We start from the raw sequence: 24,600 nt of genomic DNA, 5'->3' as shown, positions 1-24,600 counted from the left end.
GAGAAACCGAGTCATGGACCATCAGGCATTCCTGCGCCAATTGGAAACCAACGCGCTGCCTGCATCCGACTTCAACCACCGCGCGCACCTGTACGCCGCCTGGGCCTACCGCCGCCAATACCCGGCGCCGGAAGCCGCCGCCCGCTGCGCGCGCGCGCTGTCCCGTTTCGCCATGGTGAACGGCGCGGCGATGAAGTACCACCACACCCTGACCATGGCCATCCTGGTGATTCTGTACAGCCGGATGGCCAGCCAGCCGCAGTTGCTGGACGATTGGGAGGCGTTCGCCAGCCACTGCCCGGACATGCTGGCCGACCCCCGCGCCGTGATTCTGCAACACTATTCTTCAGAGCGCCTGGACGACGATTCGGCGCGCAAAGGCTTTGTCGAGCCGGACCGCGAGCCGCTGCCGATGTCCTGTCTGCTGCACTGAGCCCACCGCTCAACGAACCCACAGAATAAACAATGAAAGCACCAGAACTTCTGTTGCCGGCCGGCACGCTGGACAAGATGCGCGCCGCCTACGACTTCGGCGCCGACGCCGTCTACGCCGGCCAGCCGCGTTACAGCTTGCGCGCCCGCAACAACGACTTCAAGCTGGAAGAGCTGAAGCAGGGCATAGACGAAGCCCACGCGCGCGGCAAACTGTTCTTCGTCGCCAGCAACCTCTTGCCGCACAACAGCAAGATCAAGACCTATATGGCCGATATGGAGCCGGTGATCGCGATGAAGCCGGACGCGCTGATCATGGCCGATCCCGGCCTGATCATGATGGTGCGCGAAAAATGGCCGGAAGTGCCCATCCATTTGTCGGTGCAGGCCAATACCGTCAATTACATGGGCGTCAAGTTCTGGCAGAAGCTGGGCGTGTCGCGCATCATTCTGTCGCGCGAACTGAGCCTGGACGAGATCGCCGAAATCCGCCAGCAATGCCCGGACATCGAGCTGGAAGTCTTCGTGCACGGCGCGCTGTGCATCGCTTACTCCGGCCGCTGCCTGCTGTCCGGCTACTTCAATCACCGCGATCCGAACCAGGGCACCTGTACCAACGCCTGCCGCTGGGATTACAAGGTGCACGACACTCAGGGCGACGACGCCGGCGATGTGCAGACCATCCAGTTCGACTTCAACAAGGCGCTGGAAGAGGCCAATCAGAGTTTCGCCTCCTGCGGCGGCGCCGAGCGCCATCCGCTGGCGGACAAGACCTATCTGATCGAAGAAGGCAGCCGTCCCGGTGAGCTGATGCCCATCATCGAAGACGAGCACGGCACCTACATCATGAACTCCAAGGACCTGCGCGCGGTGGAGCAGGTGGAGAAGCTGGCCAAAATCGGCGTGGATTCGCTGAAGATCGAGGGCCGCACCAAGAGCTTGTACTACGTGGCGCGCGCGGCCCAGGTCTACCGCAAGGCGATCGACGACGCCGTGGCCGGCCGCCCGTTCGACCTCGGCCTGCTGGCCGAGCTGGACGGCCTCGCCAACCGCGGCTACACCCCGGGCTTCCTGGAGCGTCACCAGACCCAGGAATACCAGAACTACCTCACCGGCCATTCCAAGGCCAAGCAGAGCCAGTACGTCGGCGACGTGTTGTCGGTGGACGCCGACGGCTGGGCGCTGATCGAGGTGAAGAACCGCTTCGCGGTGGGCGATCGCATCGAAGTGATCCACCCCAGCGGCAATCAGATCATCGAGTTGGCGCAGATGACGCGCAAGGACCAGCCGGTGGAAGTGGCGGCCGGCAACGGCATGCAGGTCAAGATTCCCGGCATGCATGGCAAGGAAAAGGCCTTGCTGGCGCGGTTGTTCTGACGCGCGTCGACGCGGATTTTCGCTTAAGCGGGCGGCCATTGCGGCCGCCCGTTTTTCATGGCCGCCAGCTTGGGAAACGGGCTGTTGAATGTTGAACATAGTTAACGTGACGAGCACAGTCTGTGGTAATCGTGTTTATTTTTTTGCGCGGCAGCATCGATAAAAGTTGCGCAGCTCTAAAAACATGGTTAAAAAGTAATGGCGTTACAGATAGGTGTGTGAATTTTATTAAACACACGCTGGGCGCGGAGAGATGAGAAAGAAGAGGAGACGATGGAGGCCGGCCGCAGCCTGTTGGGGGCGGCGCCAGCCGGTTTTCCGCACAGGTTTCCCTTGTCCGCGCGTCGTCGTTTCGACGGCGCGCGGACCATAATGACCCTTGGCACCTTGTCGCTTGGAGCAGGCGCGTGGAAGTTGTCCGCGATCTCGGGAGCGCTCGCGAGCCGCGCGCCTCATCCCGATGCGCGGCGGCTTGCGGGCCGGCTCTTACAAATCGTAGCGAACGGACAGCTGGAATCTCGCGCGATGCAGTGTAAGTTGGCAATGCGGCGCGTGTCGTCGGCAGTCGCCGGCAACGGCGTTTCGGCGCGCAGGCATCGCCTTGGGCCTTGGGCGGCTTCCGCCGCCAAGGGAGAGGGAGCGGCGTCATGGCCCGGCAACGGGCGAGGAGGGCGGCGCTGAACTTGTCGTCGGTCAGGCCGCGCCTACGCCGGCTGCGGTCGTTCCATTGAGGAAACCTGTCATGAAGAAGCTGGTTCGCAATCTGTGTTGTTCGCTGCTGCTGCTCCCCGCGATGAGCGCGCAGGCGGAAGACAAGGCGCTGAACGTGTACAACTGGTCGGACTACATCGCCAAGTCCACCATCCCCGGGTTTGAAAAACAGAGCGGCATCAAGGTCAAGTACGACGTTTACGACAGCGACGACACCTTGCAGGCCAAGATGCTGACCGGGCGCGCCGGTTACGACGTCGTGGCGCCCACGTCCAACTTCATGGCCAAGCAGATCGAGGCCGGCATCTATCAGAAGCTGGACAAATCCAAGCTGCCCAATCTGGCCAATCTGGACAAGGCCTTGATGGCCAAGATCGTCGACGCGGACCCGGGCAACGCCCACGGCGTGCCCTGGGCCTACGGCACCGACGGCCTGGGCTATAACCTGAACAAGGTCAAGGCGGCGCTGGGCAAGGACACGCCGCTGGACAGCTGGGACATCCTGTTCGATCCCAAATACGTGTCCAAGCTGAAAGGCTGCGGCGTGTCGGTGCTGGACCAGGCCAACGACGTGTTCGCCGTCGCCTTGCACCATCTGGGCAAGGACCCGAACAGCAAGAACCCCGCCGACTATCAGGCCGCCTTCGCCGCGCTGAAGAAAATCCGGCCCTACATCACCCAGTTCAACTCCTCGGGCTACATCAACGACCTGGCCAACGGCGACATCTGCCTGGCGCTGGGCTTCTCCGGTGACATCAATATCGCCAAGCACCGCGCCCGTGAGGCCAAGCGGCCTTACCAGCTGGCTTATGTGATCCCCAAGAGCGGCGCGCCGCTCTGGTTCGACGTGATGGTGGTGCCCAAGGACGCGCCGCATCCGGAGGCGGCGCACAAATGGATCAATTACATCCAGTCGCCGGAAGTCAACGCCGCGATCACCAATGAAGTGTTCTATCCCACCGCCAACGCCGCCGCGCGCAAATTCGTGAAGCCGGAAATCGCCAACGATCCGGCGGTGTATCCGCCGGAGGCGGTGGTGAAGACGCTGTTCCTGCTCAAGCCCTTGCCGGCGGACATCATGCGCCTGCAAAACCGGCTGTGGACACAGCTTAAGACCGGTCATTGACCGCAAGACCGGACCTGACGAACCCATGCCGATCCGCCACCCCGGGCCCGCGCCGCGCGGCCCGCGGGCGGCCGCGTCCGGCGCAGCGTGGAGAATAGTCCCGGGCCATCCAGCCGTCGGCTGTGGGTGGTCTGGAGCCGGCTTTCCGGCCTAGCGAGCAGCGGGCCGGACCGGACTCCGAGGAGAGATCAAGAGGAAGCCGCCCAGCCACCGCCCGCGTCAGACGGAAGGGGCCGCCGGCAAGACAAGCAATGCAAGCCAAGCCGGAACGCGCCGGCCACGTGGTGCTGACATGAAAAGTTTAAAATTAAAACAATGGTTGCCCAGCGGACGGACCACCGTCATCGGCATCCCGTTCATCTTCCTGTTCGTGTTTTTCCTGCTGCCCTTCCTGCTGGTGGTGGGCATCAGTTTCTCGCAGCAGCAACTGGGCATCCCGCCTTACACCCCGCTCACCAAGCTGGAAGACGACGTCTTCTCCATCGCGCTGAACATCAGCCACTACAAGTTCATGTTGAGCGACGACTTGTACTTCGCCACCTATATCAGTTCGGTGAAGATGGCCTTCGTCTCCACGCTGCTCTGTCTGTTGATCGGCTATCCGATGGCTTATTACATCGCCCGGGCTTCAGACCGCGCGCGCGACACCCTGATGATGTTAGTGATTCTGCCGTTCTGGACCTCTTACCTGATCCGGGTTTACGCCTGGATCGGCATTTTGAAGAACGACGGCTTTCTTAATCAGTTCCTGTTGTGGCTGGGGGTGATCGACACGCCGCTGCGGCTGTATCACACCAATTGGGCGGTGTATATCGGCATGGTGTTCTCCTACCTGCCGTTCATGATCATGCCCTTGTACGCCCATCTGGTGAAAATGGATCTGCGCTTGTTGGAGGCGGCCTACGATCTGGGCGCCAAGCCGTGGAAGGCCTTTGTCCAGGTGACCTTGCCGCTGTCCAAGAACGGCATCATCGCCGGCAGCCTGCTGGTGTTCATTCCGGCGGTGGGCGAGTACGTGATTCCGGAGCTGCTGGGCGGTTCCGACACGCTGATGATAGGCCGCGTGATGTGGGATGAGTTCTTCAACAATATGGACTGGCCGATGGCGGCGACGGTGACTTGCGCGATGGTGCTGCTGTTGCTGGTGCCGATGGCGCTGTTCCAGCACTACCAGGTCAAGAATATGGAGGCCGCGAAATGATCAAGCCGAACAAGCCGCTGTCCTTCCTGGTGCTGGGCCTGGGCTACGCCTTTCTCTATCTGCCCATCGCGCTGCTGATTCTGTTCTCTTTCAACGAATCCAAGCTGGTGACGGTGTGGTCCGGGTTCTCCACCAAGTGGTACGCCGCGCTGCTGGAGGACGAGGAGTTGATCAACGCGGCCTGGCTCAGCGTCAAGATCGCCCTGATGACCGCCACCGCCTCGGTGGTGATCGGCACCTGGGCCGGTTTCGTGCTGGCGCGTTTTGGCCGCTTCCGCATGTTTCCCTTGTTCGCCGGCATGGTCAATGCGCCGCTGGTGATTCCGGAAGTGATTCAGGGCATCTCGCTGTTGCTGCTCTTCGTCGCCATGGAGCAGGCTTTTGGCTGGCCGGAGGGCCGAGGGGTGTTCACCATCTGGATCGGTCATGTGATGTTGTGCGTGTCCTATGTCGCCATCGTGGTGCAGTCGCGGGTGAGGGAGCTCAATCTGTCGCTGGAAGAGGCGGCGATGGACCTGGGGGCGCGGCCTTTGAAGGTGTTCTTCGTGATCACGCTGCCGCTGATCTCCCAGGCGCTGATTTCCGGCTGGCTGCTGTCGTTCACGCTGTCGCTGGACGATCTGGTGCTGACCGCCTTCCTGTCCGGCCCCGGCTCCACCACCTTGCCCATGGTGATCTTCTCGCGGGTGAGGCTGGGCTTGAACCCGGAAATGAACGCGCTGGCCACCTTGTTCATTCTCTTCGTCTCCGTCGGCGTCATCGCCGCCAACTTCTATATGCGCGCGGCGGAGCGCAAGCGCGAGCGCGAAATGAAGCTGGCCTTCGCCCAAGGCTGACCGCGGGGGAGGCGGGCCGGCGCCGTCGGCGAGACGGCGGCGCCGGCCGTCTTTTGTTTTCCTCTTTCATCGGCGACAATGCCGGAATTCTTTCGGTATGGTGACGTCATGTCGCGATTGAAGTCCTGGCTGCAAGACCGCTGGCCGCTGCCCGTCTACCGGCCGGACCCGCGGCAGCCGCATCATCAGGCGGACGGCTACCGCAATCTGTTTCCGTTTCGGCAACCAAGCCTGGCCGACGTGTTGCGCTGGGAGTGGCAGCGCAGCCGCATGCCGGCGGTGAAGCACAGGCTGGAGCGCATCCCGCGCCAGGCGCCGGAGCTGGCCGCGCTGAACGCCAACCGGGACCGGCCGTCGCTGACCTGGGTCGCCCACGCTACCAGCTTCATCCAGCTGTGCGGCAAGAACATTCTGATCGACCCGATCTGGTCGCAACGCGCTTCTCCGTTTCAGTGAGCGGGGCCGGCGCGGCAGTCGCCGCCGCCGATGGCTTTGCGGGAGCTGCCGGCCATCGATCTGGTGCTGATCACCCACAACCATTACGATCATCTCGATTTCAACACCGTGCGCAGTCTGGCGCGCCAGCCGGCCGGCTGTCCGCAGTTCGCCGCGCCGCTGGGCGTGGGCGCGACCCTGCGGCGCGCCGGTGTGCCGGCGTCGCGGATTCAGGAGTTGGACTGGTGGCAGCGTTGCTGTCTGGGCGGTGTGGAGGCGGAACTGACGCCGGCTCATCATTGGAGCAAGCGCTGGATGATGGGCGATGAAAACCGCGCGCTGTGGGGCGGCTTCGCCGTGCGCGGCGACGGGCTTCAGTTCTGGTATCCGGGCGACACCGGTTATCAGGAGTCCTTGTTCCGGCTGATCGGCGAGCGCATCGGCGCCGCGGATCTTGCCTTGCTGCCGATAGGCGCTTACGAGCCGCGCTGGTTTCTCCATCCTCAGCATGTGAATCCGGAAGAGGCGGTGCGCATTCTGCTGGACACCGGCGCGCGCGCCGCCTGGGCGGTGCATTGGGGCAGCTTCATTCTGACCGACGAGCCGCTGGACCAACCACAGGACGATCTCGCCGCAGCGCTAGCGCAATGGAATATCCCCGCATCGAGGTTCCAACTGCCGGCCATGGGCGAAACCCGCTGGTTTTAAGCCCTATCTTGGCAGGAAATCCCAAACGCCGCCGCTTGAGGCTTATTTTACCGACGCGGCTTGGTTGCAAGCATTGCCCCTGATGGCAAGCGGGAATACAATCAACAAGTAGTTTTTTTCAGAAGCGAAGACTAATTTTCGTTTTCGCGGCAATTCTTGGGGCTCTAATGACTATTCTTCAACTCATCAATCAACGGGTGCAGGCCGCTCTGGCGGCAGCCGGCGCGCCGGACGCGCCCGCCGTGGTGCAGCCGGCGTCCAAGCCGGAATTCGGCGACTATCAGGCCAACGGCGTCATGAGCGCCGCCAAACTGCTGAAAACCAACCCGCGCGAACTGGCCCAGAAAGTGGTCGCCGCGCTGGATCTTGCCGGCATCGCCGACAAGGTGGAAATCGCCGGCCCGGGTTTCATCAATATTCATCTAGCCCCTGAATATCTTGCCCGACGAAGCGAAGCCGCCCTGAAAGACGACAAGCTTGGCATCAGCCGCGTTGCGCCGCAGCGCGTGATGGTGGAGTACTCCTCGCCCAACCTGGCCAAGGAAATGCACGTTGGCCATCTGCGTTCCAGCATCATCGGCGACGCGCTGGCCCGGGTGATGGAGTTTGTCGGCCACGACGTGGTGCGCGCCAACCACGTGGGCGACTGGGGCACCCAGTTCGGCATGCTGACCGCCTACCTGGTGGAAACCAGCCACGCCGGCGACGCCGAATTGCAGCTGTCTGACCTGGAAACCTTCTACCGTAACGCCAAAGTGCGTTTCGACGAAAGCGAAGACTTCGCCAACCGCGCCCGCGACTACGTGGTCAAGCTGCAAGGCGGTGACCAGGACGTGCTGAAGCTGTGGGAGCAGTTCGTCGACGTGTCGCTGAAGCATTGCGAGGCGGTGTATCAGAAGCTCAACGTCGGCCTCAAGCGCGAGCACGTGCGCGGCGAGTCCTCGTACAACGACGACCTGCCGGTCATCGTCGACGAATTGCGCGCGGCCAGCCTGCTGAGCGAGGACGACGGCGCCCAAGTGGTGTTCCTGGAAGAGTTCCGCACCCAGGAAGACAAGCCCATGGGCGTGATCATCCAGAAAAAGGACGGCGGCTATCTGTACACCACCACCGATCTGGGCGCAGTGCGTTATCGCCATAAGACCCTGAACCTGGACCGCGTCATCTACGTGGTGGACGCGCGCCAGAGCCAGCATTTCGCCCAGATGTTCTCCATCTGCCGCAAGGCCGGCTTCGCGCCGGAGAGCATGAAGTTGGAGCACGTCGGCTTCGGCGTGATGATGGGCGACGACGGCAAGCCGTTCAAGACCCGTTCCGGCGGCACGGTCAAGCTGATCGAGCTGTTGCAGGAAGCGGAAGAGCGCGCCTTCGCGCTGGTGACGGAGAAGAACCCGGATCTGTCGGAAGCGGAGCGCCGCGACATCGCCGCCGCCGTGGGCATCGGCGCGGTCAAGTACGCCGATCTGTCCAAGAACCGCATGAGCGACTACATCTTCAACTGGGACACCATGCTGGCCTTCGAGGGCAATACCGCGCCCTATCTGCAATACGCCTACACTCGCGTGCAGAGCGTGTTCCGCAAGGCCGACGGCTACGACGCCAACGCCGCCATCGTCATCACCGAGCCGGCGGAGAAGCATCTGGCCGCCGCGCTGGCTCAGTTCGAAGACACTTTGCAGGCGGTGGTGGACGGTTGCTATCCGCACTACCTGTCCCAGTATCTGTACAACATCGCCACGCTGTTCTCGCGCTTCTACGAGGCTTGCCCCATTCTCAAGAGCGAGGGCGAAGTTCGCGCCAGCCGTCTGCAGCTGGCCGCTTTGACCGGCAAGACGCTGAAAACCGGTCTGGATCTGTTGGGCATCAAGGTGTTGGCCTCGATGTAAGCCGGTCTTCCCGCTTCAAGCATGCCGCCCGCGCTTTGCGCCAGCGGCATTTTTCATGCGCGTAGGGCGTTCAGCGCGCCGGGGGCGGTTCGCCGGTGCCGGCTTCCGCGTTTGCGTCCGCCGCCGGCTCAGCCTCTTTGGCGCGCGTCGCGTCGCTGAGCATATCCAGCACCTTGGACAGGCCCGCCGGCAGGGGCGGGGTTGAGGTTTCAGGTTTGATCTGATACTTAGGCGGCGGCATTTGCTCTTTCATCTTCACATCCTTGGCGGTGGCGGGCGCGGTCAGCGCCGGGCGGAATCTCTTTGTCATGATTCGGCCGGGCCGATGGCTCACTTTTAATGCGATCCGTCCGTGGTGTCCAGCGCAACCTGGTTGCGGCCGTTGGCCTTGGCGCGGTACAGGGCCTGATCGGCGCGTTTGACCACCGTTTCAGGCTGGGCGTCGGCGGGCCGGGCCATGGCCAGGCCGATGCTGAGGGTGACCTTGCCGGCGTCCGGCGCCGGCGAGTGTTCGACGGCGGCGCGGATTTTTTCGGCCAGCACCGCGGCGCCTTTGTCGTCGGTGTCGGGCAGCAGCAGCAGGAACTCTTCGCCGCCGTAGCGGGCGGTGAAGTCCGTGAGGCGGGCGGTGGCTTGCAGGAGTCGGGCGATGTGGCATAGCACGCGGTCGCCGGCGTCGTGTCCAAAATGATCGTTGACGCGCTTGAAGTGGTCGACGTCCAGCAACAGCACCGAGTAGGGCGCGCCGCTGCGCCCGTAGCGCAGGTGCTCTTCCCTGAGCTGTTCGTTGCAGGCCATGCGGTTGTTCAGTCCGGTGAGCGCGTCGCTGCGCGCCTGCTGCGCCAATCGCGTGGCGGTGCGCACCAGCTCGTGGTTGACCTCGCGCAGGGACTCGGTGCGCTCCTCCACGAGCTGCTCCAGCTTGGCGTTGATGTCGGTCAGCTCCTGTTTGCGGGCCAGCAGGGCGGTGGCCATGCTTCGCATCGCCTGTGAGAGCTGACGCAGTTCCTGGGCGCCGCTGGGCAGCGTCCAATCGGCGTGTTCGTCTCCCTGGCCGATGCGTCGGGCGATGCCGGCCAATTGTTCCAGCGGTGTGCTGAACAGGGCGGCCAGCCGATAAACGGCGACCATCAGCAGCAAGGTGGCGACCAGGCCCAGCAGGATCAGGCTGGCGCGCAACTGGTTCAAGGCCGCCAAGGCCTGCCCTTGCGGCTGCCGGACGACCACGCGCCAGTCCAGCCCGGCCTCGCGCACCCAGGCCTCGCTATACAGGTAATTCTTGCCATCGGGCCAGACGCCGAGCTGAAAATCCCGGCCGGAAGGCAGGGGCGCGGGCGGGCGCTCCTTGCCTATCGCCTCGAAGGGCGACAGCGTATTGTCGCGCTTGTCGATGATGAAGACCTGCTGAGACGTCTTGGCGGGCAGGCGTTCCCGTATCGTTTCCTCCACCCAGGCCCAGAGCGCGTGCGTGGCCAGCACCCCGCGCAATTTGCCGGCGGGGTCGTAAATCGGCGAGGCGAAGTCGACGAAGCGCAGCGGCTCTCCATGGTTCGCGGCGGAGGGCATGAGCTTGGCCAAGAGCACGGCCTGGTGTACGTCGCCGACAAAGGGCGCCTGGCGGCCGTGGATGAACCAGGGGCGCTTGGCCGCGCTTTGGCCCTGCAGCATGCCGCTGGTGGCGGAAACGATGTTGCCGTCCGGGTCGGTGATGCCAATCCAGGCGTAGTAGCGGTAGGCCCGCTTGGTGCGTTCCAGGCTTTGGCGCAGGTCGTCGCCGTCCAGCGGCGCGCGGACGTAGGCGGGCGTCTGCGCCAGCAGCAAGACTTCGCGATGGCGTTCCTGCAGATTGGTGGAGATGGCCTTGGCGATGTTGTCGGCCAGCGCATGCATGGCCACGCCCTGGTTCTGCACGATGCGGCTGCTCAGCACTTGATCCAGGAAGAGCGCGGCCAGCAGCGCCGAGGCGAGAAACAGCCCGCCGAACAGCGCGGTCAGCCGTAGCCGGAAACTGTCCGGCAAAGTGGGCAACAGGCGAGGCATGGTCGCTTTGCGGAGATGGGGATGACTGGATTATAGATGGGCGGCGGGGCGGGGGCCGCCTTGCGGAGGCTGAGGCGACAAAAAACCCCGAAAGCTTTGAGCTATCGGGGTTTCCGAGTCTTCATGACGGATCATGAAGCAGTGTGGTGGTGGAGGCGGCGGGAATCGAACCCGCGTCCGAAAGTCCTCTACAGTGAGTTCTACATACTTAGTCGTGTCATTTGGATTTAACCGCTGCCACGCCGACGGACAGGCTGGACTTTGGCGAGTTACCTATTGTTTCGCACTATGCCAAGTAACCCGACATAGCACTAGCAGATGTAAAGTGACACTACAGGGTTTTGACGCCCCCGGCCCATCTGCGAACCGTTGTAGTGTCTAGCTAGCCCTTAGGCTGCCAGAGCGTAAGTTTCGTCGTTTGCGACTAAATAAACTCAGTGTTTTACGGGGTGACTGAAATCCCGGTATGCCCTCATCTGCTTCGCAACCCTCGTCGAAACCAGGTCGCCCCCAGATAAGAATCCAGATTATATAGACAATGCGCGGCCAAGGCTAGTTCCGCGGCGCTTTTCGTACGAATTCAAGCGCCGTCGGGGGCCGGAGCAGGGCGCGGCGTTGGCGAGAGACGACGATTGTCATAGGGTTCCGCTTGAAACAGATTCAGGATTTCCCTTGCAAGCGTCGCCGCGCGGAAAGGGAGAAATCAGACTTTCGGGAATCAAGACCGTGGTCTAGATTGATAGATTTATCGATGCGCCTTTGAGCGGGGCGTCCCGGATTTTCACTTTCCGCTTTTCTGGGACGCGCCGGGTCTTCCGGGAAATTTCAGTTTTTAAGCGTTGTTCCTTCAAGCGTCGAATTCGGCCAGGGCCATTTCAAATTAATGGGCTTTTTACGCGTCAATATTTGCAACTTCAGTTGGATTGACTATGTTGACTTCATGACTGGCCGCAAATGCGTACTTCTCAGCGAGGAGGAAATATGATGGATAAAGAGGCGCTCAGGCAGGAAGCCATGAGATGGCGAAACTGGTTTAGCAAAGGTCAGCGGCTTTGGAGCTTCGCCCATCATACGGCCATTTTCGGATCGATTCTCTGCAGCGTGGTGGTGGGCGGCTTGCTGCAGGTGCAAGGGCATGACCTGAAGGGTTATTCCACGGTGTTGACCTCGATCGCCGCGGCCTTGTCCAGCCTGGCCGCCGCGGGCGGCTTCGAGCGCAAGTGGAAAAGCAACCGCATGAGCCGCAGCCGGGTGGACGGTTTGCTGATCGATATTGAAGCGGGCTCGTACAGCATGTCGGAATTGGCTTGCCAATTGAAGGAAATCATTTCCAAGCATGATCTGGACGTGACTAAAAGAGACAGTATGGAGCCCTTGCTGGTGGAGCATAAAACCAGCAGCACCGTTAAATCTCTGCTTTCCTAAACGGCGTCCCCGCAAATGAAAAAGCGCTGAGGGCGGCCATGGCGCTTTGATTGGAATGTAAAAACAGCCTTCGCCGTTTATCCGGCGCGGGCTGTTTTTTTATTGCTGTTGCGGCATACGGCGCGGTCTTGGCGCGGCGCTTGGTTGGGAGGGGGTTCTTAGTCGGTATAGCGCAGGGCGATGGCGCGGAAGGTTTCCGTCATGCTCAGGAAGGCGGCGACGATGTCCGGGTCGAAATGCTTGCCGCTGCCTTCGCGGATGATGGCGACCGCCTGCTCATGGGGGAAGGGGGGCTTGTAGACGCGGCGGGATATCAGGGCGTCGTAGACGTCCGCCACCGCCATCAGCCGGGCGGACACCGGAATGTCGTCGCCAGTCAGGCCCTGGGGGTAGCCGCTGCCGTCCCATTTTTCCTGATGACTGTAGGCGATCTCCTTGGCGTGGCGCAGAAAGCTGCTGGGAGAGTCCAGCAGCCGCTCCGCCGCGGCAATGGTGTCGCGTCCCAGCGTGGTGTGGGTTTTCATGATTTCGAACTCTTCCGGCGTCAGCTTGCCCGGTTTGAGCAGGATGTCGTCCGGAATGCCCACCTTGCCGATATCGTGCAGGGGCGCGGATTTGAACAGTTCCTGGATGGTTTCCTCTTCCAGCACGGCCTGGAAGCGCGGGTGATTGCGCAATTGGGTGCACAGGGCGAGCACGTAGTTCTGCGTCCGGCGTAGATGGTTGCCGGTTTCATGGTCGCGGGTTTCCGCCAGCGAGGCCAGCGCCAGGATGGTGACGTCCTGAACCACTTGCACCTCGTGGATGCGGCGTTCCACTTCGGTTTGCAGGAAGGCGGCCTTGTCTTCCAGAAAGTCGGCGGCGGCCTTGAGCCTCAGATGGGTTTTGACCCGGGCCAGCACGATGGGCGGCGAGATGGGCTTGATGATGTAATCCACCGCGCCGGCGTCGAAGCCGGCCTGTTCGTTCTCGTTCTCGCCCATCGCGGTCAGAAAGATCACCGGGATGCGCGCGGTGCGCGGGTTGGCCTTGACCTGGCGGCACGTCTCGAAGCCGCCGATGCCGGGCATCATCACATCCAAGAGCAGCAAATCCGGCAGCGCGTCGCCTTCCAGCAGTTCCAGCGCGCGCTCGCCGCTGTTGGCGATTTGGGTCCGATAATGGTCTTTCAGCAAGCCATACAGCAAGGTGAGGTTTTCCGGGGTGTCGTCCACGATCAGAACGGTCTGACGCGGGGCCGTCGGGGCGGAGTCCGTCATCTTATGTCCTCCGGCAAGGGGATGCGCTGGGCGGCCGCGGCGTGGCGCAGCAGTGTCAGCGCGTTGACGAAATCGAAGTGGTTCAGCGCTTTTTCGAAGTCGGCGAATTCATCGGGACCGAACAGGGCGCGCAGCGCCGGCGTCTGTTGCAGGAACAGTTCCAGCGCGTCGCCGTCGCTGGCGGCCAGCAGGGCGGCCAGTTGTTGCAGCAGCGCCGGGCCGGCCGGGGCGTCCGCCGTCGGCGCGCCGGCGCCGGATAAGCGGTCTTCCGCTTCCAGACCGGCGCGCAGCGCCGTCATCACCTGTTCCAGCGCCTGTTCCAGCGGCGCCAGATGAATGGCGCCGCGCGCGCGCAAATCCCGCTCCAGCACGGTGGCCGCCTCCTGTAACTGCACGCAGCCCACATTGCCGCTGACGCCTTTGAGCGTGTGCACGGTGCGTTCGGCCTGGACGTAGTCGCCGATTTCCAGCGCCGCGGACAGCCGCGCGGCGGCGTCCGCTTCCTCGGCGATGAATTGGCGCAGCAGGTGCAGATACAGCTCGCGCTTGCCGGCCACGCGTTTCAAGCCGGCCTGTTGATCCAGGCCGGGGATGTCCGGCAGCGCCAGCGCGGACGCGGCGGCGCGGTGGATCTCCGCGCCCGGGGGGATCGGCTTCACCCAGCGCAGCAGGGTCTGGAACATCGTATGCGGGTCTATCGGCTTGGCGATGTAGTCGTCCATGCCGGCGCTCATGCAGTCCTCCCGTTCCTCAGACAGCGCGTCGGCCGTCATCGCCAGCACCGGCAAGGAGGCGAACTGGGGGTCGGCCTTGATCTGCCGGGTGGCCGAGATGCCGTCCAGCACCGGCATCTGCACATCCATCAATACCGCGTCGAAGCCTTGCGGCCCCATCGCGGCCAGACGCGCCAGCGCTTCGCCGCCGTGATTGGCCAAGGTCACCAGCGCGCCCGCGTCGCCCAGCAGTTCCACGGCGATCTGCTGATTCACCAGATTGTCTTCCACCAAGAGCAGGCGCACGCCGTCCAGCCGCGGCAATTCCTCGGTTAGCGCCACCAGGCCGTGATCCCGCTGCGGTCCGAACATCGCCAGCACCACGTCGTAGAGCGAGGACAGGCTGACGGGCTTGATCAGGACCGCGTCGCAGCCGCTCAGCTCGCCCTGGGCGCGGACGTCGTCGCGGCCGAAGGCGGTGGCCAGCACCACCTTGATGCTGCGGCTGATGCTGCGAATCTGGGAGATGGTTTCCACCCCGTTCATGCCCGGCATCATCCAGTCCACGAAGACCGCGTCGAAAGGCCGGTCCAGATTGGCCTGGGCGATCGCCGCCACCGCCTCGGGCCCGGAGGCGCAGGCGTGGGCGTAGAAGCCCAGCGAGCGCAGCTGGTCGGACAGGATGTCCCGCGCCGAGGCGTTGTCGTCCACCACCAGTACGCGCAGGCCCTTGATCTCTCCGGGCAGGCCCTGGCGGCGGGTGTCCACGGCGGAGGACACGCCCAGCCAGGCGTTGAACATGAACAGGCTGCCCCAGCCGGGGGCGGATTCCACCCGGATGGAGCCGCCCATCAGCTCCACCAGCCGCTTGGCGATGGTCAGGCCCAGGCCGGTGCCGCCAAAGCGGCGGGTGGTGGAGCCGTCGGCCTGGCTGAACGGCTGGAACAGCCGCGCCGCCTGTTCCTCGCTCATGCCGATGCCGGTGTCGTGCACGCAAAAACGCAGCTGGACCTTGTCGCCCACTTGTTCCAGCCGGCTGATGATGATGGCCACTTGGCCCTTTTCCGTGAACTTGATCGCGTTATTGCTCAAATTGATCAGCACCTGGCTGAGCCGCAGGGCGTCGCCCACCAGCCCCTTGGGCACGTCCGACCCCACTTCGAACAGCAATTCCAGCGATTTGTCCGTCGCCTTTTGCGCCACCAGCGAGGACACCGCCTCCAGCACATCGTCCAGCCAGAACGGTTCGGCCTCCATTTCCAGCTTGCCGGCCTCCACCTTGGAGAAGTCCAGGATGTCGTTGATGATGCCCAGCAGGGAGGTGCCGGCGTTGTGGATTTTGTTGACGTAGTCGCGCTGTTGCCCGCTCAGCTTGGTTTTAAGCGCCAGATAGGACATGCCGATGATGGCGTTCATCGGCGTGCGGATTTCATGGCTCATATTGGCCAGGAACATCGATTTGGCCTGGGTGGCGTCTTCCGCCTGCTGCTTGGCCACGCGCAATTGTCCGGCGGTGTCCGCCAGCCGCGCGTAAAGCAGGCCGTTTTCCAGCAGCAGGATGATCAGCACGAAGCTGGCGGACAAGAGGCCGTAGCCGCGGCCGGCGTAAAAGCCCAGGTCGAAGCGGCTGGCGTTGAGCATGGCGGACAGGGCGATGTCGCACAGCCAGGCCGTCATCACCACCGCCAGCCAGACATCCAGCAAGGTGCGCGTCCAGCGCCGCAGCAAGAGCAGCAGCGCCAGCGCGCTGAAGCCCCAAACCGCGGACACCACGCCGAACATGATGGGGGTGTAGCGGCTGCCTTGCATGATGGGGGGAAACCAGGGGTGGCCCAGCGTGGCCAGCGCCGTCAGCGCCGCCATCAGCGCCAGCGAGCCGGCGACGCAGCCCAGCACCGCCGGCAGCGCGCTGGCGAAGCGCTTGGGGCCGTCGTTGCGCTGGGCGAGCAGCGCGTAGGCCAGCACCATCAGCGGAAAGCCGCCGTGCCAGAACATATACATCCAGGCCGTGGTCTGCGGCCCGGCGCCCAGCAGGCCGCCCGGCGCGAACACGCCGGGGAAGGTCAGCGAATGCGCCATCGCCATCAGCGCGGTGAACAAATAGCCCGTCGCCAAGGCCAGCAAGGCGCGAGCGCGCAAGATCGCGTACTGGCCGAACAGCAGCGCCGCGGTGACCAGATCGCAGACCGCCATCGCCGCCTGATAGGCGGGAATGAAGGCGGGCACCTTGGGCAGGGGCAGCTTGGCGAAGGGCAGCGCGCAGACGAAGACCAGCATGGACACCACGATGGCGGCCAGGGCCAGCCGGCGCTGCGCGCGGCTGGGCGGCAGCGTGGACAGAAACTCGAAGGCGTCGTTGCCGGAGGCGGGAGTTTGCTGCATGCGCCAAAGCTCCATTGATCAACGGATTTGGTGTTTATGAATTAATCATATTTTGCTGTTTTATAGCATATGCACTCGTAAGCAGGGAGTGGAATGTCCATTGCGTATCCACGCATGCCGGAGACGCCGCGGGGACCGGCGGGCATGGGGACGCGCCGCCGGATCGGCGTTGTCGCGGAGCGCGGACTTTGAGCGGCGGGCTCAGGGCGCCAGCGGCGCCACGCCGGCGTAGACCTTGCGCAGCGCGGCGCGGACGTCGTCCAGCCGCTGCTCGCCCTTGGGCGTTTTGGCGGTTTGCATGCAGAGCCGTTTGGGCGCGCCGTCCACGGTCAGCGCGTCGCAATCGGCGCGGCCGGCCGCCGCCATCGCGTCGCTGTCGCCGTAAAGCAGCCGGCCGTCCACCAGCACCGCGGCCACGTCGCGCAGTCTGGCGTCCAGCAGTGCCTGGCCGGGGGCGGCGGCGCGGCTGGACAGGATGACGACGTCGGCTTTCAGGCCGGCGCGCAGTTCGCCGATGTAGTCGTCCAGGGCCAGCGCCCGCGCCGGGTGGCGGGTGATCATGGCCACCCAGTCCCGTTCCCGGATCGCGCTTTGGAATTGCTGGCGGTTGACGCTTTCCGCCACGCGCAGTTCGTCGAACAGATTGTCGCTGCCGGTGGGGTTCCAATCCACGCCCAGCGAGACCGGCACGCCGTGGCGCAAGGCGAGGTCGACGCGGGTGGTGCGGCCGTACAGGGCCAGATTGCTTTGCGGGGACCAGATCAGCTTGCTGCCCGCCGCGCCCATCTGGCGGAACTCCTCGTCGCCGAAGGCGGTGCCGTGGATGACGGTGGTGCCGGGGGCGAGCAGGCCCTTGGCCTTGAGCGTGGAGAATTCCGCCAGCGCGTCGGCGTCCACGCCTTCGGCGACGTGGATCAGGAAGGCGTCGGTCGCGTTCCAGTCGATCTTGGGCGCGCCGCCGACGTCCAGGATGAAGGTGCGGACGTGGGCGGAAGAGACCGGCAGGCCGGACTGGGGGTTCTCCGCATTGCGGATCAGCCCTTGCAGGCAGCGGCCGGCGGGCGAGCCCTGTATGGTGGTGACGCCGCTGATCAGCGCCTTGGCCTCGCCGTATTTCACCATTTCGCAGATCAGGCCGCTTTTCTTCAATTGATCGTAGGGGCGTTTGAAGGTTTTGTAGGCGGCGGCGCGCTGCCATTGCCCGCGGTTCTGGTAGAGCTTGGGCGGCGTCCACTTGGGCAGCGCGTTGTAGGCCACGTGGTTGTGGGCGTCGATGAAGCCGGGAAAGACGTAGCCCTCGCTCACGTCCAGCACGGTGGCGCCGGGGGGCTCGGCGCAGTCCGCGCCGGCGCAGACGATGCGGTCGCCGGCCAGCACCAGCCGGCCGTCGCTCTCTTGTTCCGCCAGCACCAGACGGCCGCGTATCACCAGGTGTTCGTCGTCGCCCGGCGTCACCGTCACCCCGGCGTGGGCCGGCAACAGCGCGGCGGCGCACAGCAGCCATCCCAGGCTTTTCATTTGCTTCTCCCGCCGGTTCAGCCCTGGTCCGCCTGCGCCGTCCACAGAATGGAGGCGTTGGCGGCCGGGGCTTTCAGTTTGGCCTGGCCCTTGATCACCCGCGTGGCCATATCGCCCTGGCCCAGCCAGGCTGGCATGCCGAAGGGCAGGTCCGCGGCGGGAATCCGCGCCAGATCCTGCTCGCGAAAGCCCGTCAGCTCATAGGGCGTGGGGTCCGGCGCAAGGCCGGGGTCCGGGTTCAACAAGGGCGCCAGCGCGGCCAGGGTCTGGTTCCAGGATTTGAGCAGCGCGCCGGGCGAGCGCGCGGTGGGATGCTGCGGCTGGAACAGCCGCTGCGCGGCCTTGAAGGACGCCGCGCCGGGCCAGTCGTCCAGCACCTTGGCCGCCGCCTTGCCAAAGCCGATCACCGCTTGCAGGCCGGGTTGCTTGAGCTGGTCCAGCAAATGATTGCGCCAGGCGCGCACCGCGGCCAGGTCCATGAAGCCGGCCATCTCGGCGTCGAACTGGCCGTAAATGCTATACAGGCTGGCGTTGACGATCACGTAGGAACGGTCCAGGCCCAGCTTGCGCAAAAAGCCCTGCACCCGCTGGCCGGCGGTGCCGACCATGGCGCGGCGCGTCAGGTTTTCATCGGCGGACGGGTCCTGTCCCACGATCAGCACCTTGGCGCTGCCGTCCAGGCGGCCGCGGTAGTAGACGGGGCCCCATTCCAGGCGGAATTTGGCCGGGAGAGCCTGATAGCTTGCCAGCGGAGCGTGCTCGAACAGCGAGGAGAAAGGCGGGGGCGGCCCGGGGTCCCAGAGCATGTGCTTTCCTTTGAACCTGTTGGCGGAGCCCGTTGACTGCGGGCCGGCTCGGAGGGCCGCGCGGCGGGTGTTTGAGGTATATGCGATCAAGCGCGCGAATGAAATACGTAAAACCCGCTAGCGGGACATCCTGGCGTCATCTTGCCGCGGCAAGATCGGCGTTTTGACTGTCTTGATCAACACCGGAGAACGCCATGGATCGTCGCCGTTTTTTGAAAACCTCGCTTGCCGGAGGCGGCCTGTTGCTGGCCGGGCCGGCGCTGGCCGCGCCGGCCGTCGTCACCTCGGACCGTCTGCGCCCGCTGATGAATTCCGGCATCCAGATCGGCGACGCGGGCGCGGACCGCGCCATTGTCTGGGCGCGCTCCGACCGGACCGCGCGCCTGGTGGTGGAGTGGGACCGCAGCGAGCGCTTCGCCAGCCCGCGCCAGGTGCGGGGCCCCTGGGCGACCGAGGCCGGCGACTTCACCGCGCGCGTGGATCTGAGCGGCCTGCCGGCCGGCGAGCGGCTGTATGTGAGAGCGCGTTTTGAAGACGCGGTCCATCCGCGGGCCTGGTCCGAGCCGGTGACAGGGAGCTTTCGCACTGTGGCGGAAACGGCGCGCGATCTGCGCTTCGTCTGGTCCGGCGACACCGCCGGCCAGGGCTACGGCATCAATCCGGACTGGGGCGGCATGCGCATCTACGAAACCATGCGCCGGCAGCGGCCGGATTTCTTCGTGCATTGCGGCGACACCATTTACGCAGACGGCCCGATGGCGGCCGAGACGGCGGTGGAGGGCGGCAATATCTGGCGCAATCTGCTGACGCCGGAAGTGAGCAAGGTGGCGGAGACGCTGGACGAATACCGCGGCCGCTACCGCTACAACCTGATGGACGCCAATGTGAGGCGTTTTGCCGCCGAGGTGCCGCAGATCTGGCAATGGGACGACCACGAGGTGGTCAACAACTGGTCCGACGGCAAGGACTTGTCCGCCGACCCGCGTTACCGCGAGAAAAACATAGGCGTGTTGCAGGCGCGCGCCACCCGCGCCTTTCTGGAGTACGCGCCGCTGCGGTTTCACGGCAACGGCGAGGACGAGCGGGTCTACCGCCATCTGCCGCAGGGGCCGTTGCTGGATGTCTTCGTGCTGGACATGCGCAGCTATCGCGACGCCAACGGCGCCAATCTGCAGCGGGAGGGCGAGCCGGGCGCGAACTTCATGGGCCGGGCGCAGCTGCAATGGCTGTTGGAAGGCTTGCAGGCTTCCAAGGGCGTCTGGAAGGCGGTGATGGCGGACATGCCGCTGGGCCTGCAGGTGGCCGACGGCAAGAACGCGGACGGCAGCGCGCGCTGGGAGGCGATGGCCAACGGCGACCACGGCCGGCCGCTGGGGCGCGAACTGGAGCTGGCCTGGCTGCTGGGCGAGATCAAGCGCCGCGATATCCGCAACGTGGTGTGGTTCACCGCCGACGTGCATTACACCGCCGCCCATCATTACCATCCGGAACGCGCCGCCTTCGCGGACTTCAATCCGTTCTGGGAGTTCGTCTCCGGTCCGTTGAACGCCGGCACCTTCGGCCCCAATCCGCTGGACATGACGTTCGGCCCCAAGGTGGTGTACCAGAAGGCGCCGGAGACGCAGAACCTGTCGCCGCTGGCCGGCATGCAGTTCTTCGGCCAGGTGGACATAGACGCCCGCAGCCGCGCGATGACGGTGAGGCTGAAGGACGTGGCCGGCCAGACCTTGTTCACTCAGGAGCTGGCGCCGGCCTAGTTGCGACGCCCATCGCGCGCTTGACGCTACTTCCTGGGATTCAATAGAATACATATGTATGTATTCAATGAGCCGGGAGGCATCGTGAGCAAACCCAGATCCATCGATCGCAATCAGGTGTTGGACGCGGCGGAAGAGATCATAGAACGCAAGGGAGCGGCCGCCCTCACCATAGACGCCGTGGCCAAGGCCGTGGGCATCAGCAAGGGCGGGGTCCAGTCCTGTTTCGGCGCCAAGCGCAATCTGGTCAACGCCATGTTGGAGCGCTGGGGCAAGCACTACGACGCGTGTTTCGAGAAAACCGCGGGCGTCGCCGCCGAACAGCTGTCCAGCGTCGAGCAAGTCAAAACCCATGTCCGCATCACCGCGACGGAAGAGGCCTTGATCGCCCGCGCCGCCTGCCATCTGAGCGCCATGCTGGAGTCCAAGGACCAGAAAGACTGGGTGCGGGCCTGGCATGCCGAGCGCTTGGGCAAGCTGGACGTGGCCACCGAGGAGGGCCGCCGCGCGCGCGTGGCCTATCTGGCGGTGGAAGGGGCGTTCATGCTGCGCTACTTCGGCCTGGCCGAGATGAGCGAGCAGGAGTGGCGGGACGCGTTCCAAGATATCGAGCGATTGGCGGAGCGCTGAAGACGTTCTTGGCGCGCTCATTATCAAGTGGGCCGCCGCAAGGTTTTTCCGTTCTTGCCCGAGGGTGCGTAAACAGGCTCCGGGCGTGTGCCGCGACGGCTGAACGGGCTTTGATGATTGAGTCGGGGAAGGGGCGTTAAAGATGCTTAGCTGGGTGTCGTTGCTGTTTGCCAGCGGTTTGGAAGTACTGTGGGCCGCGGGTTTGAAGCGCTCGGAAAGCGCATTGGAATGGTTGGCGACCATTGTCTGCATCATTGGCAGTTTCTCCTTGCTGGTGCTGGCGACCAAGAGAATGGGCGCGTCGACCGCCTATGTGTTTTTCGTGATCTTCGGAACCGTAGGCGCTTATCTGTTGGATGTGGCCTTGTTCGGCAAGCCGTTTAGTCCGGTGGCGATGCTGGCGATTGCGGTGATCCTGTTTTCGGTGGTGCAACTCAAGCAAGTGAAAGACTGAAATGGACTGGCTTTATCTGTTGGCGGCGGGCGTGCTGGAAATTCTGGTGGTGGTGGGGATCCGGGACATCGCGCTGAAGCGGTATGTCAGGGGCTGCGCGCTGTATGCGACGGGCTTGAGCAGCTCCTTGTTTCTTCTCTACTGGGCGATGAAAACCATAGACATGTCTATTGCTTACGCCGCTTATACCGGGATTGGCGTGGTGGGCACGGTGGTGACCGGCATCCTGTTCTGGGGCGATAAAAAGAGCAATAAAAAGCTTGCCTATCTGTCGCTGCTGGTCGCGTCCATCGTTGTGCTCAAGACCGCCGGCTAGCGACGACGGCCGTGCGGGATCATGGTTGAGCGGCGGGCGCGAGTCCGCCGTCCAGCCGCGCCAGGATGCGGTAGGCGGCGCTCACTCGCTCGGCCAGCGGATAGGACTTGTTGGCCAAGAGCACGATGCCCAGTCGTTTTTCCGGGATATAGGCGGCGTAAGCCGAAAAGCCGTTGGTGGACCCGGTCTTGTTGATGAAGGCCCGCGTTTGCGGCGGCAGCGGCGGATCCAGGCGCTGCGCCGGCATGCCCTGATAGATGTAGGCGGGGGCATTGCCGCTCAGCAGCCGCGGCAGGTCCACCGGATACGGGTATTGTTCCCAGATCAGGCCTTGGGTCAGCACCCCGGCGCGGTAGTAGCCGATATGGGTGTCCTCGAGCGCGGCCCGCAGCTTGGGCGCCATGGGCAGCAGGCCCATATTGGCGTTGAGGAAGCGCGCCAGGTCGGCGGCGCTGGACCTGACGCCGTAGGCCTCGTCCGCCAGCAGGGCCGGAGTCAGCCGCGCGGGCCTGTCGTTCTTGTCGTAGCCCTGGGCGTAGTCGCGCATTCTCTGGGCGGGGACGTTGACGAAGCTGCTGTCCATGCCCAGCTTGGCGAAGATCCTGCCTTCCACCGCCGCCGCGTAGGGCATGCGCATGCTGGCGGCGGCGATCTGGCCCAGGACGCCGATGCCGATATTGGAATAGACCCGCTGCCCGCCCGCCGGCTGGCTGGGGCGCCAGCGCCGCATGAATCGCCGCAATGTGCCGGCGTTGTCGACGTCGTCCGGCACGAACAAGGGCAGGCCTGAGGTCTGAGTGCCCAGGTTCAGCAGCGTGACCCGTTCCAGGCCGCCGCCGGCCAGCGCCGGCAGGTGCTGGGTCACGGGGTCGGCCAGCGAGAGCCGGCCTTCGGCCTGGGCGTAGCTGGCCAGCGCGGCGGTGAAGGTTTTGCTGAGCGAGCCGATCTCGAACAGCGTGGCGCGCGTTACCGGCCTATGGTCGGCCTTGGAGGCGACGCCGTAGTTGTAAACCTGAACGCCGCTGTCGACGGCGAGGCCCACCGCCATGCCGGGGATGCCGTGCTTGCGCATCAGCGCCGGGATTTCCGCGTCGACGGCGGCTTGGGGCGAAGGCGCGGCGGCCAGGGCGTGGGCGGATAGCGCGGCGCAGGCCAGCAGCAGGACGCGGCGATTCATTGCGGGCATGACGATGCCTCCTTGTCGATGAGGATGTGGGAAAAGAAGGGGCGGCGCGAGTCATGGCGTCTGCGCGTCGCCAGGGCCGTTTGGCGTCTGTTCAAGGCCCCGCGAGCGAGGCGAGGCCTTGCGTCCGATCAAGCCGCATGCGCCTGGGCGATAGGGGGATTTCGAAACGGCGTCTGCCGCATCGGGCCCCGCGACGCGCGGCGAATCGCAAGCGGCTTTCTTAGGAGCGGTTCAGCGCCAGCAGCAACTGGTTCACGCCGTCGCTCATCGCCTGGTAGCGGGTCTGCTTGCCGCGGGTCAGCGCCACCCATACCGCGCTCCCCCGCTGGGGGTCGATGGCGACGTAGCTGAAAAAGCCGCCGCCGCCGGCGGTTTTTTGCAGGAAGGGCCGGGTGTCCGGCTGTTCGTGCATCGCCACCCAGCCCAGGCCCAGCGCGTCGGCCTTGCCGGGCACGTCCATGCCGGCGAGGCTGCGCAATTCGGCGCGCTGATAGCGCATCTGGAAGGTTTGCTGGTACAGGCGCTTGCGCTGCTCGCTTTGCGGCCGCACCAGGTCCTGCAGCCAGCGTTGCATGTCGGCGGCGGTGGAGTAGACGCCGCCGCTGCCTATGGCCGCGCTGGTGTTGACGCAGGGACTGGCCTCCACGCCGCGCAGCAGGCGCGCGCATTGGGCGGGGCTGGGGCTGAAGGTGGTGTCGCGCATGGCCAGCGGCCCGGTGACGGTGTCGCGCAGCAGCGCCGGATAGGGCTTGCCGGCGGCGACGGCCAGCGCGTCGGCCAGGTAGTCGTAAGCCAGATTAGAGTATTGCGCGCTCTGACCCGGCGCGAAGCGGGCCTTGGTCTTGGCCAGCCAGCGCCAGCGCTGCTGCTGATTGGGCCAGACGAAAACCGGCGTGTCGCGCGGCTTGACGCCCGGCAGTTCGCGCGGGAAGCCGCTGGTGTGGGTGGCCAGGTGGAGCAGGGTGATGGGCTGGCCGGCCAGGGCCTTGGACTGCGCGCTTCCCGCCGGCGCGAACTTCCGCAGCGGATCGTCCAACTTGAGCCGTTGGTCCAGGACCATGGCCGCCAGCACTTCGCTGGTCATCAGCTTGCTGAGGCTGGCGATGCGCAGCAGCGAATTGGCGTCCGGCGTCTGGCGGCTGCCCGGGCGGGTCTCTCCGTAAAAGCGTTGCAGGCCGCCTTGTTTGTCGACGACCACCATCACCATGCCCACCGCCTGGCTATCCTTGAAAATCCGCTCGGCGTGCTGGTTCAGTTGGGCGATGGGCATGGCGGCCTGGCTCAAGGCCGGCAGGGCGGCCAGGGCCAGGCTGATGAATCCCTTTGTTCTCATTGATCTTGCTTTCCCTTGGATGAGGCGGCGCGCCGGCGGCGCCGTCAGATGGCGTGCATTTTAGGGGGG

The 24,600-nt window shown here is 64.4% G+C and carries 20 protein-coding genes, 1 other RNA gene and 1 pseudogene; 13 read left to right on the top strand and 9 right to left on the bottom strand.

The annotated features are described in order from the left end of the window. The first annotated feature begins 13 nt into the window (after positions 1 to 13). The 8 genes and pseudogenes from AB1Z25_RS12150 to argS all read left to right on the top strand — a co-directional run bounded on the left by AB1Z25_RS12150 (position 14) and on the right by argS (position 8,712). On the top strand, positions 14 to 433 hold the full coding sequence (locus tag AB1Z25_RS12150; protein WP_107799591.1) for a hypothetical protein: 420 nt from the start codon (positions 14 to 16) through the stop codon (positions 431 to 433). Between the two features lie 32 nt (positions 434 to 465). Beyond that, on the top strand, positions 466 to 1,809 hold the full coding sequence (gene trhP, locus AB1Z25_RS12145) for a prephenate-dependent tRNA uridine(34) hydroxylase TrhP (protein ID WP_107799590.1): 1,344 nt from the start codon (positions 466 to 468) through the stop codon (positions 1,807 to 1,809). Positions 1,810 to 2,551: 742 nt separating this feature from the next. Further along, positions 2,552 to 3,646, top strand: a complete 1,095-nt coding sequence (locus AB1Z25_RS12140) for a polyamine ABC transporter substrate-binding protein (protein WP_486635355.1) — start codon at positions 2,552 to 2,554, stop codon at positions 3,644 to 3,646. A gap of 292 nt (positions 3,647 to 3,938) precedes the next feature. Further along, positions 3,939 to 4,847: an ABC transporter permease subunit gene (locus AB1Z25_RS12135; RefSeq protein ID WP_107799588.1), complete on the top strand. Its 909-nt coding sequence runs from the start codon at positions 3,939 to 3,941 to the stop codon at positions 4,845 to 4,847. Continuing rightward, positions 4,844 to 5,683: an ABC transporter permease subunit gene (locus AB1Z25_RS12130; protein ID WP_107799587.1), complete on the top strand. Its 840-nt coding sequence runs from the start codon at positions 4,844 to 4,846 to the stop codon at positions 5,681 to 5,683. The genes AB1Z25_RS12135 and AB1Z25_RS12130 overlap by 4 nt, the downstream gene beginning before the upstream one ends. 108 nt (positions 5,684 to 5,791) lie before the next feature. Further along, entirely contained in the window at positions 5,792 to 6,139 is a 348-nt protein-coding gene (locus AB1Z25_RS12125; protein ID WP_486635354.1) for a hypothetical protein, read from the top strand. Positions 6,140 to 6,163: 24 nt separating this feature from the next. After that, positions 6,164 to 6,826 (top strand): annotated as a pseudogene (locus AB1Z25_RS12120) (MBL fold metallo-hydrolase); the annotation flags it as partial. A gap of 167 nt (positions 6,827 to 6,993) precedes the next feature. Next, a complete protein-coding gene (gene argS / locus AB1Z25_RS12115; protein ID WP_235088265.1) occupies positions 6,994 to 8,712 on the top strand; it encodes an arginine--tRNA ligase in 1,719 nt (572 codons plus the stop codon). A 70-nt stretch (positions 8,713 to 8,782) separates the two neighbouring features. Here the strand turns inward: argS and AB1Z25_RS12110 are convergent, their stop codons facing one another. The 3 genes from AB1Z25_RS12110 to ssrA form a co-directional block, all read right to left on the bottom strand. Further along, a complete protein-coding gene (locus AB1Z25_RS12110; protein WP_486635353.1) occupies positions 8,783 to 9,022 on the bottom strand; it encodes a hypothetical protein in 240 nt (79 codons plus the stop codon). A 26-nt stretch (positions 9,023 to 9,048) separates the two neighbouring features. Continuing rightward, positions 9,049 to 10,752 carry a sensor domain-containing diguanylate cyclase gene (locus tag AB1Z25_RS12105; RefSeq protein ID WP_486635352.1) on the bottom strand — a complete coding sequence of 568 codons (1,704 nt, stop codon included), beginning with the start codon at positions 10,750 to 10,752 and terminating at the stop codon, positions 9,049 to 9,051. 147 nt (positions 10,753 to 10,899) lie between these two features. Continuing rightward, positions 10,900 to 11,264: a transfer-messenger RNA gene (gene ssrA / locus AB1Z25_RS12100) on the bottom strand. A 469-nt stretch (positions 11,265 to 11,733) separates the two neighbouring features. On the opposite strand from ssrA, the gene AB1Z25_RS12095 reads away from it, so the two are divergent. Then, complete coding sequence (locus tag AB1Z25_RS12095) at positions 11,734 to 12,177, top strand: hypothetical protein (RefSeq protein WP_146176650.1); 444 nt, start codon at positions 11,734 to 11,736, stop codon at positions 12,175 to 12,177. 158 nt (positions 12,178 to 12,335) lie between these two features. On the opposite strand, the gene AB1Z25_RS12090 is transcribed toward AB1Z25_RS12095, so the two are convergent. From AB1Z25_RS12090 to AB1Z25_RS12075, 4 genes are all read right to left on the bottom strand, one after another. Next, the gene (locus tag AB1Z25_RS12090; protein ID WP_486635351.1) at positions 12,336 to 13,436 is read right to left on the bottom strand and encodes an HD domain-containing phosphohydrolase; all 1,101 of its coding nucleotides are present in this window, start codon (positions 13,434 to 13,436) and stop codon (positions 12,336 to 12,338) included. After that, entirely contained in the window at positions 13,433 to 16,531 is a 3,099-nt protein-coding gene (locus AB1Z25_RS12085) for a response regulator (RefSeq protein ID WP_486635350.1), read from the bottom strand. Before AB1Z25_RS12085 ends, AB1Z25_RS12090 begins: the two co-directional genes overlap by 4 nt. Before the next feature lie 201 nt (positions 16,532 to 16,732). Next, a complete protein-coding gene (locus AB1Z25_RS12080) occupies positions 16,733 to 18,049 on the bottom strand; it encodes an amidohydrolase family protein (RefSeq protein ID WP_486635349.1) in 1,317 nt (438 codons plus the stop codon). A 17-nt stretch (positions 18,050 to 18,066) separates the two neighbouring features. Next, positions 18,067 to 18,855 carry a uracil-DNA glycosylase family protein gene (locus AB1Z25_RS12075; RefSeq protein ID WP_486635348.1) on the bottom strand — a complete coding sequence of 263 codons (789 nt, stop codon included), beginning with the start codon at positions 18,853 to 18,855 and terminating at the stop codon, positions 18,067 to 18,069. 194 nt (positions 18,856 to 19,049) lie between these two features. Between AB1Z25_RS12075 and AB1Z25_RS12070 the strand changes: the two genes are divergently transcribed. From AB1Z25_RS12070 to AB1Z25_RS12055, 4 genes are all read left to right on the top strand, one after another. Next, on the top strand, positions 19,050 to 20,612 hold the full coding sequence (locus tag AB1Z25_RS12070) for an alkaline phosphatase D family protein (protein WP_486635347.1): 1,563 nt from the start codon (positions 19,050 to 19,052) through the stop codon (positions 20,610 to 20,612). 84 nt (positions 20,613 to 20,696) lie between these two features. Further along, entirely contained in the window at positions 20,697 to 21,242 is a 546-nt protein-coding gene (locus AB1Z25_RS12065; protein WP_227103543.1) for a TetR/AcrR family transcriptional regulator, read from the top strand. 142 nt (positions 21,243 to 21,384) lie between these two features. Further along, complete coding sequence (locus AB1Z25_RS12060) at positions 21,385 to 21,696, top strand: DMT family transporter (RefSeq protein ID WP_486635346.1); 312 nt, start codon at positions 21,385 to 21,387, stop codon at positions 21,694 to 21,696. A gap of 1 nt (position 21,697) precedes the next feature. Further along, positions 21,698 to 22,012, top strand: a complete 315-nt coding sequence (locus tag AB1Z25_RS12055; protein ID WP_107799574.1) for a DMT family transporter — start codon at positions 21,698 to 21,700, stop codon at positions 22,010 to 22,012. A gap of 19 nt (positions 22,013 to 22,031) precedes the next feature. On the opposite strand, the gene blaCHC is transcribed toward AB1Z25_RS12055, so the two are convergent. Next, the gene (gene blaCHC, locus AB1Z25_RS12050; RefSeq protein ID WP_486635345.1) at positions 22,032 to 23,198 is read right to left on the bottom strand and encodes a CHC family extended-spectrum class C beta-lactamase; all 1,167 of its coding nucleotides are present in this window, start codon (positions 23,196 to 23,198) and stop codon (positions 22,032 to 22,034) included. A 220-nt stretch (positions 23,199 to 23,418) separates the two neighbouring features. Next, complete coding sequence (ampH, locus tag AB1Z25_RS12045) at positions 23,419 to 24,531, bottom strand: D-alanyl-D-alanine-carboxypeptidase/endopeptidase AmpH (protein ID WP_486635344.1); 1,113 nt, start codon at positions 24,529 to 24,531, stop codon at positions 23,419 to 23,421. Between the last annotated feature and the right edge of the window lie 69 nt (positions 24,532 to 24,600).

This window comes from Chromobacterium sp. HL1, assembly GCF_057418835.1.
The sequence above is the reverse complement of the archived record's forward strand: the minus strand, read 5'-3'. Positions and strand labels throughout refer to the sequence as shown.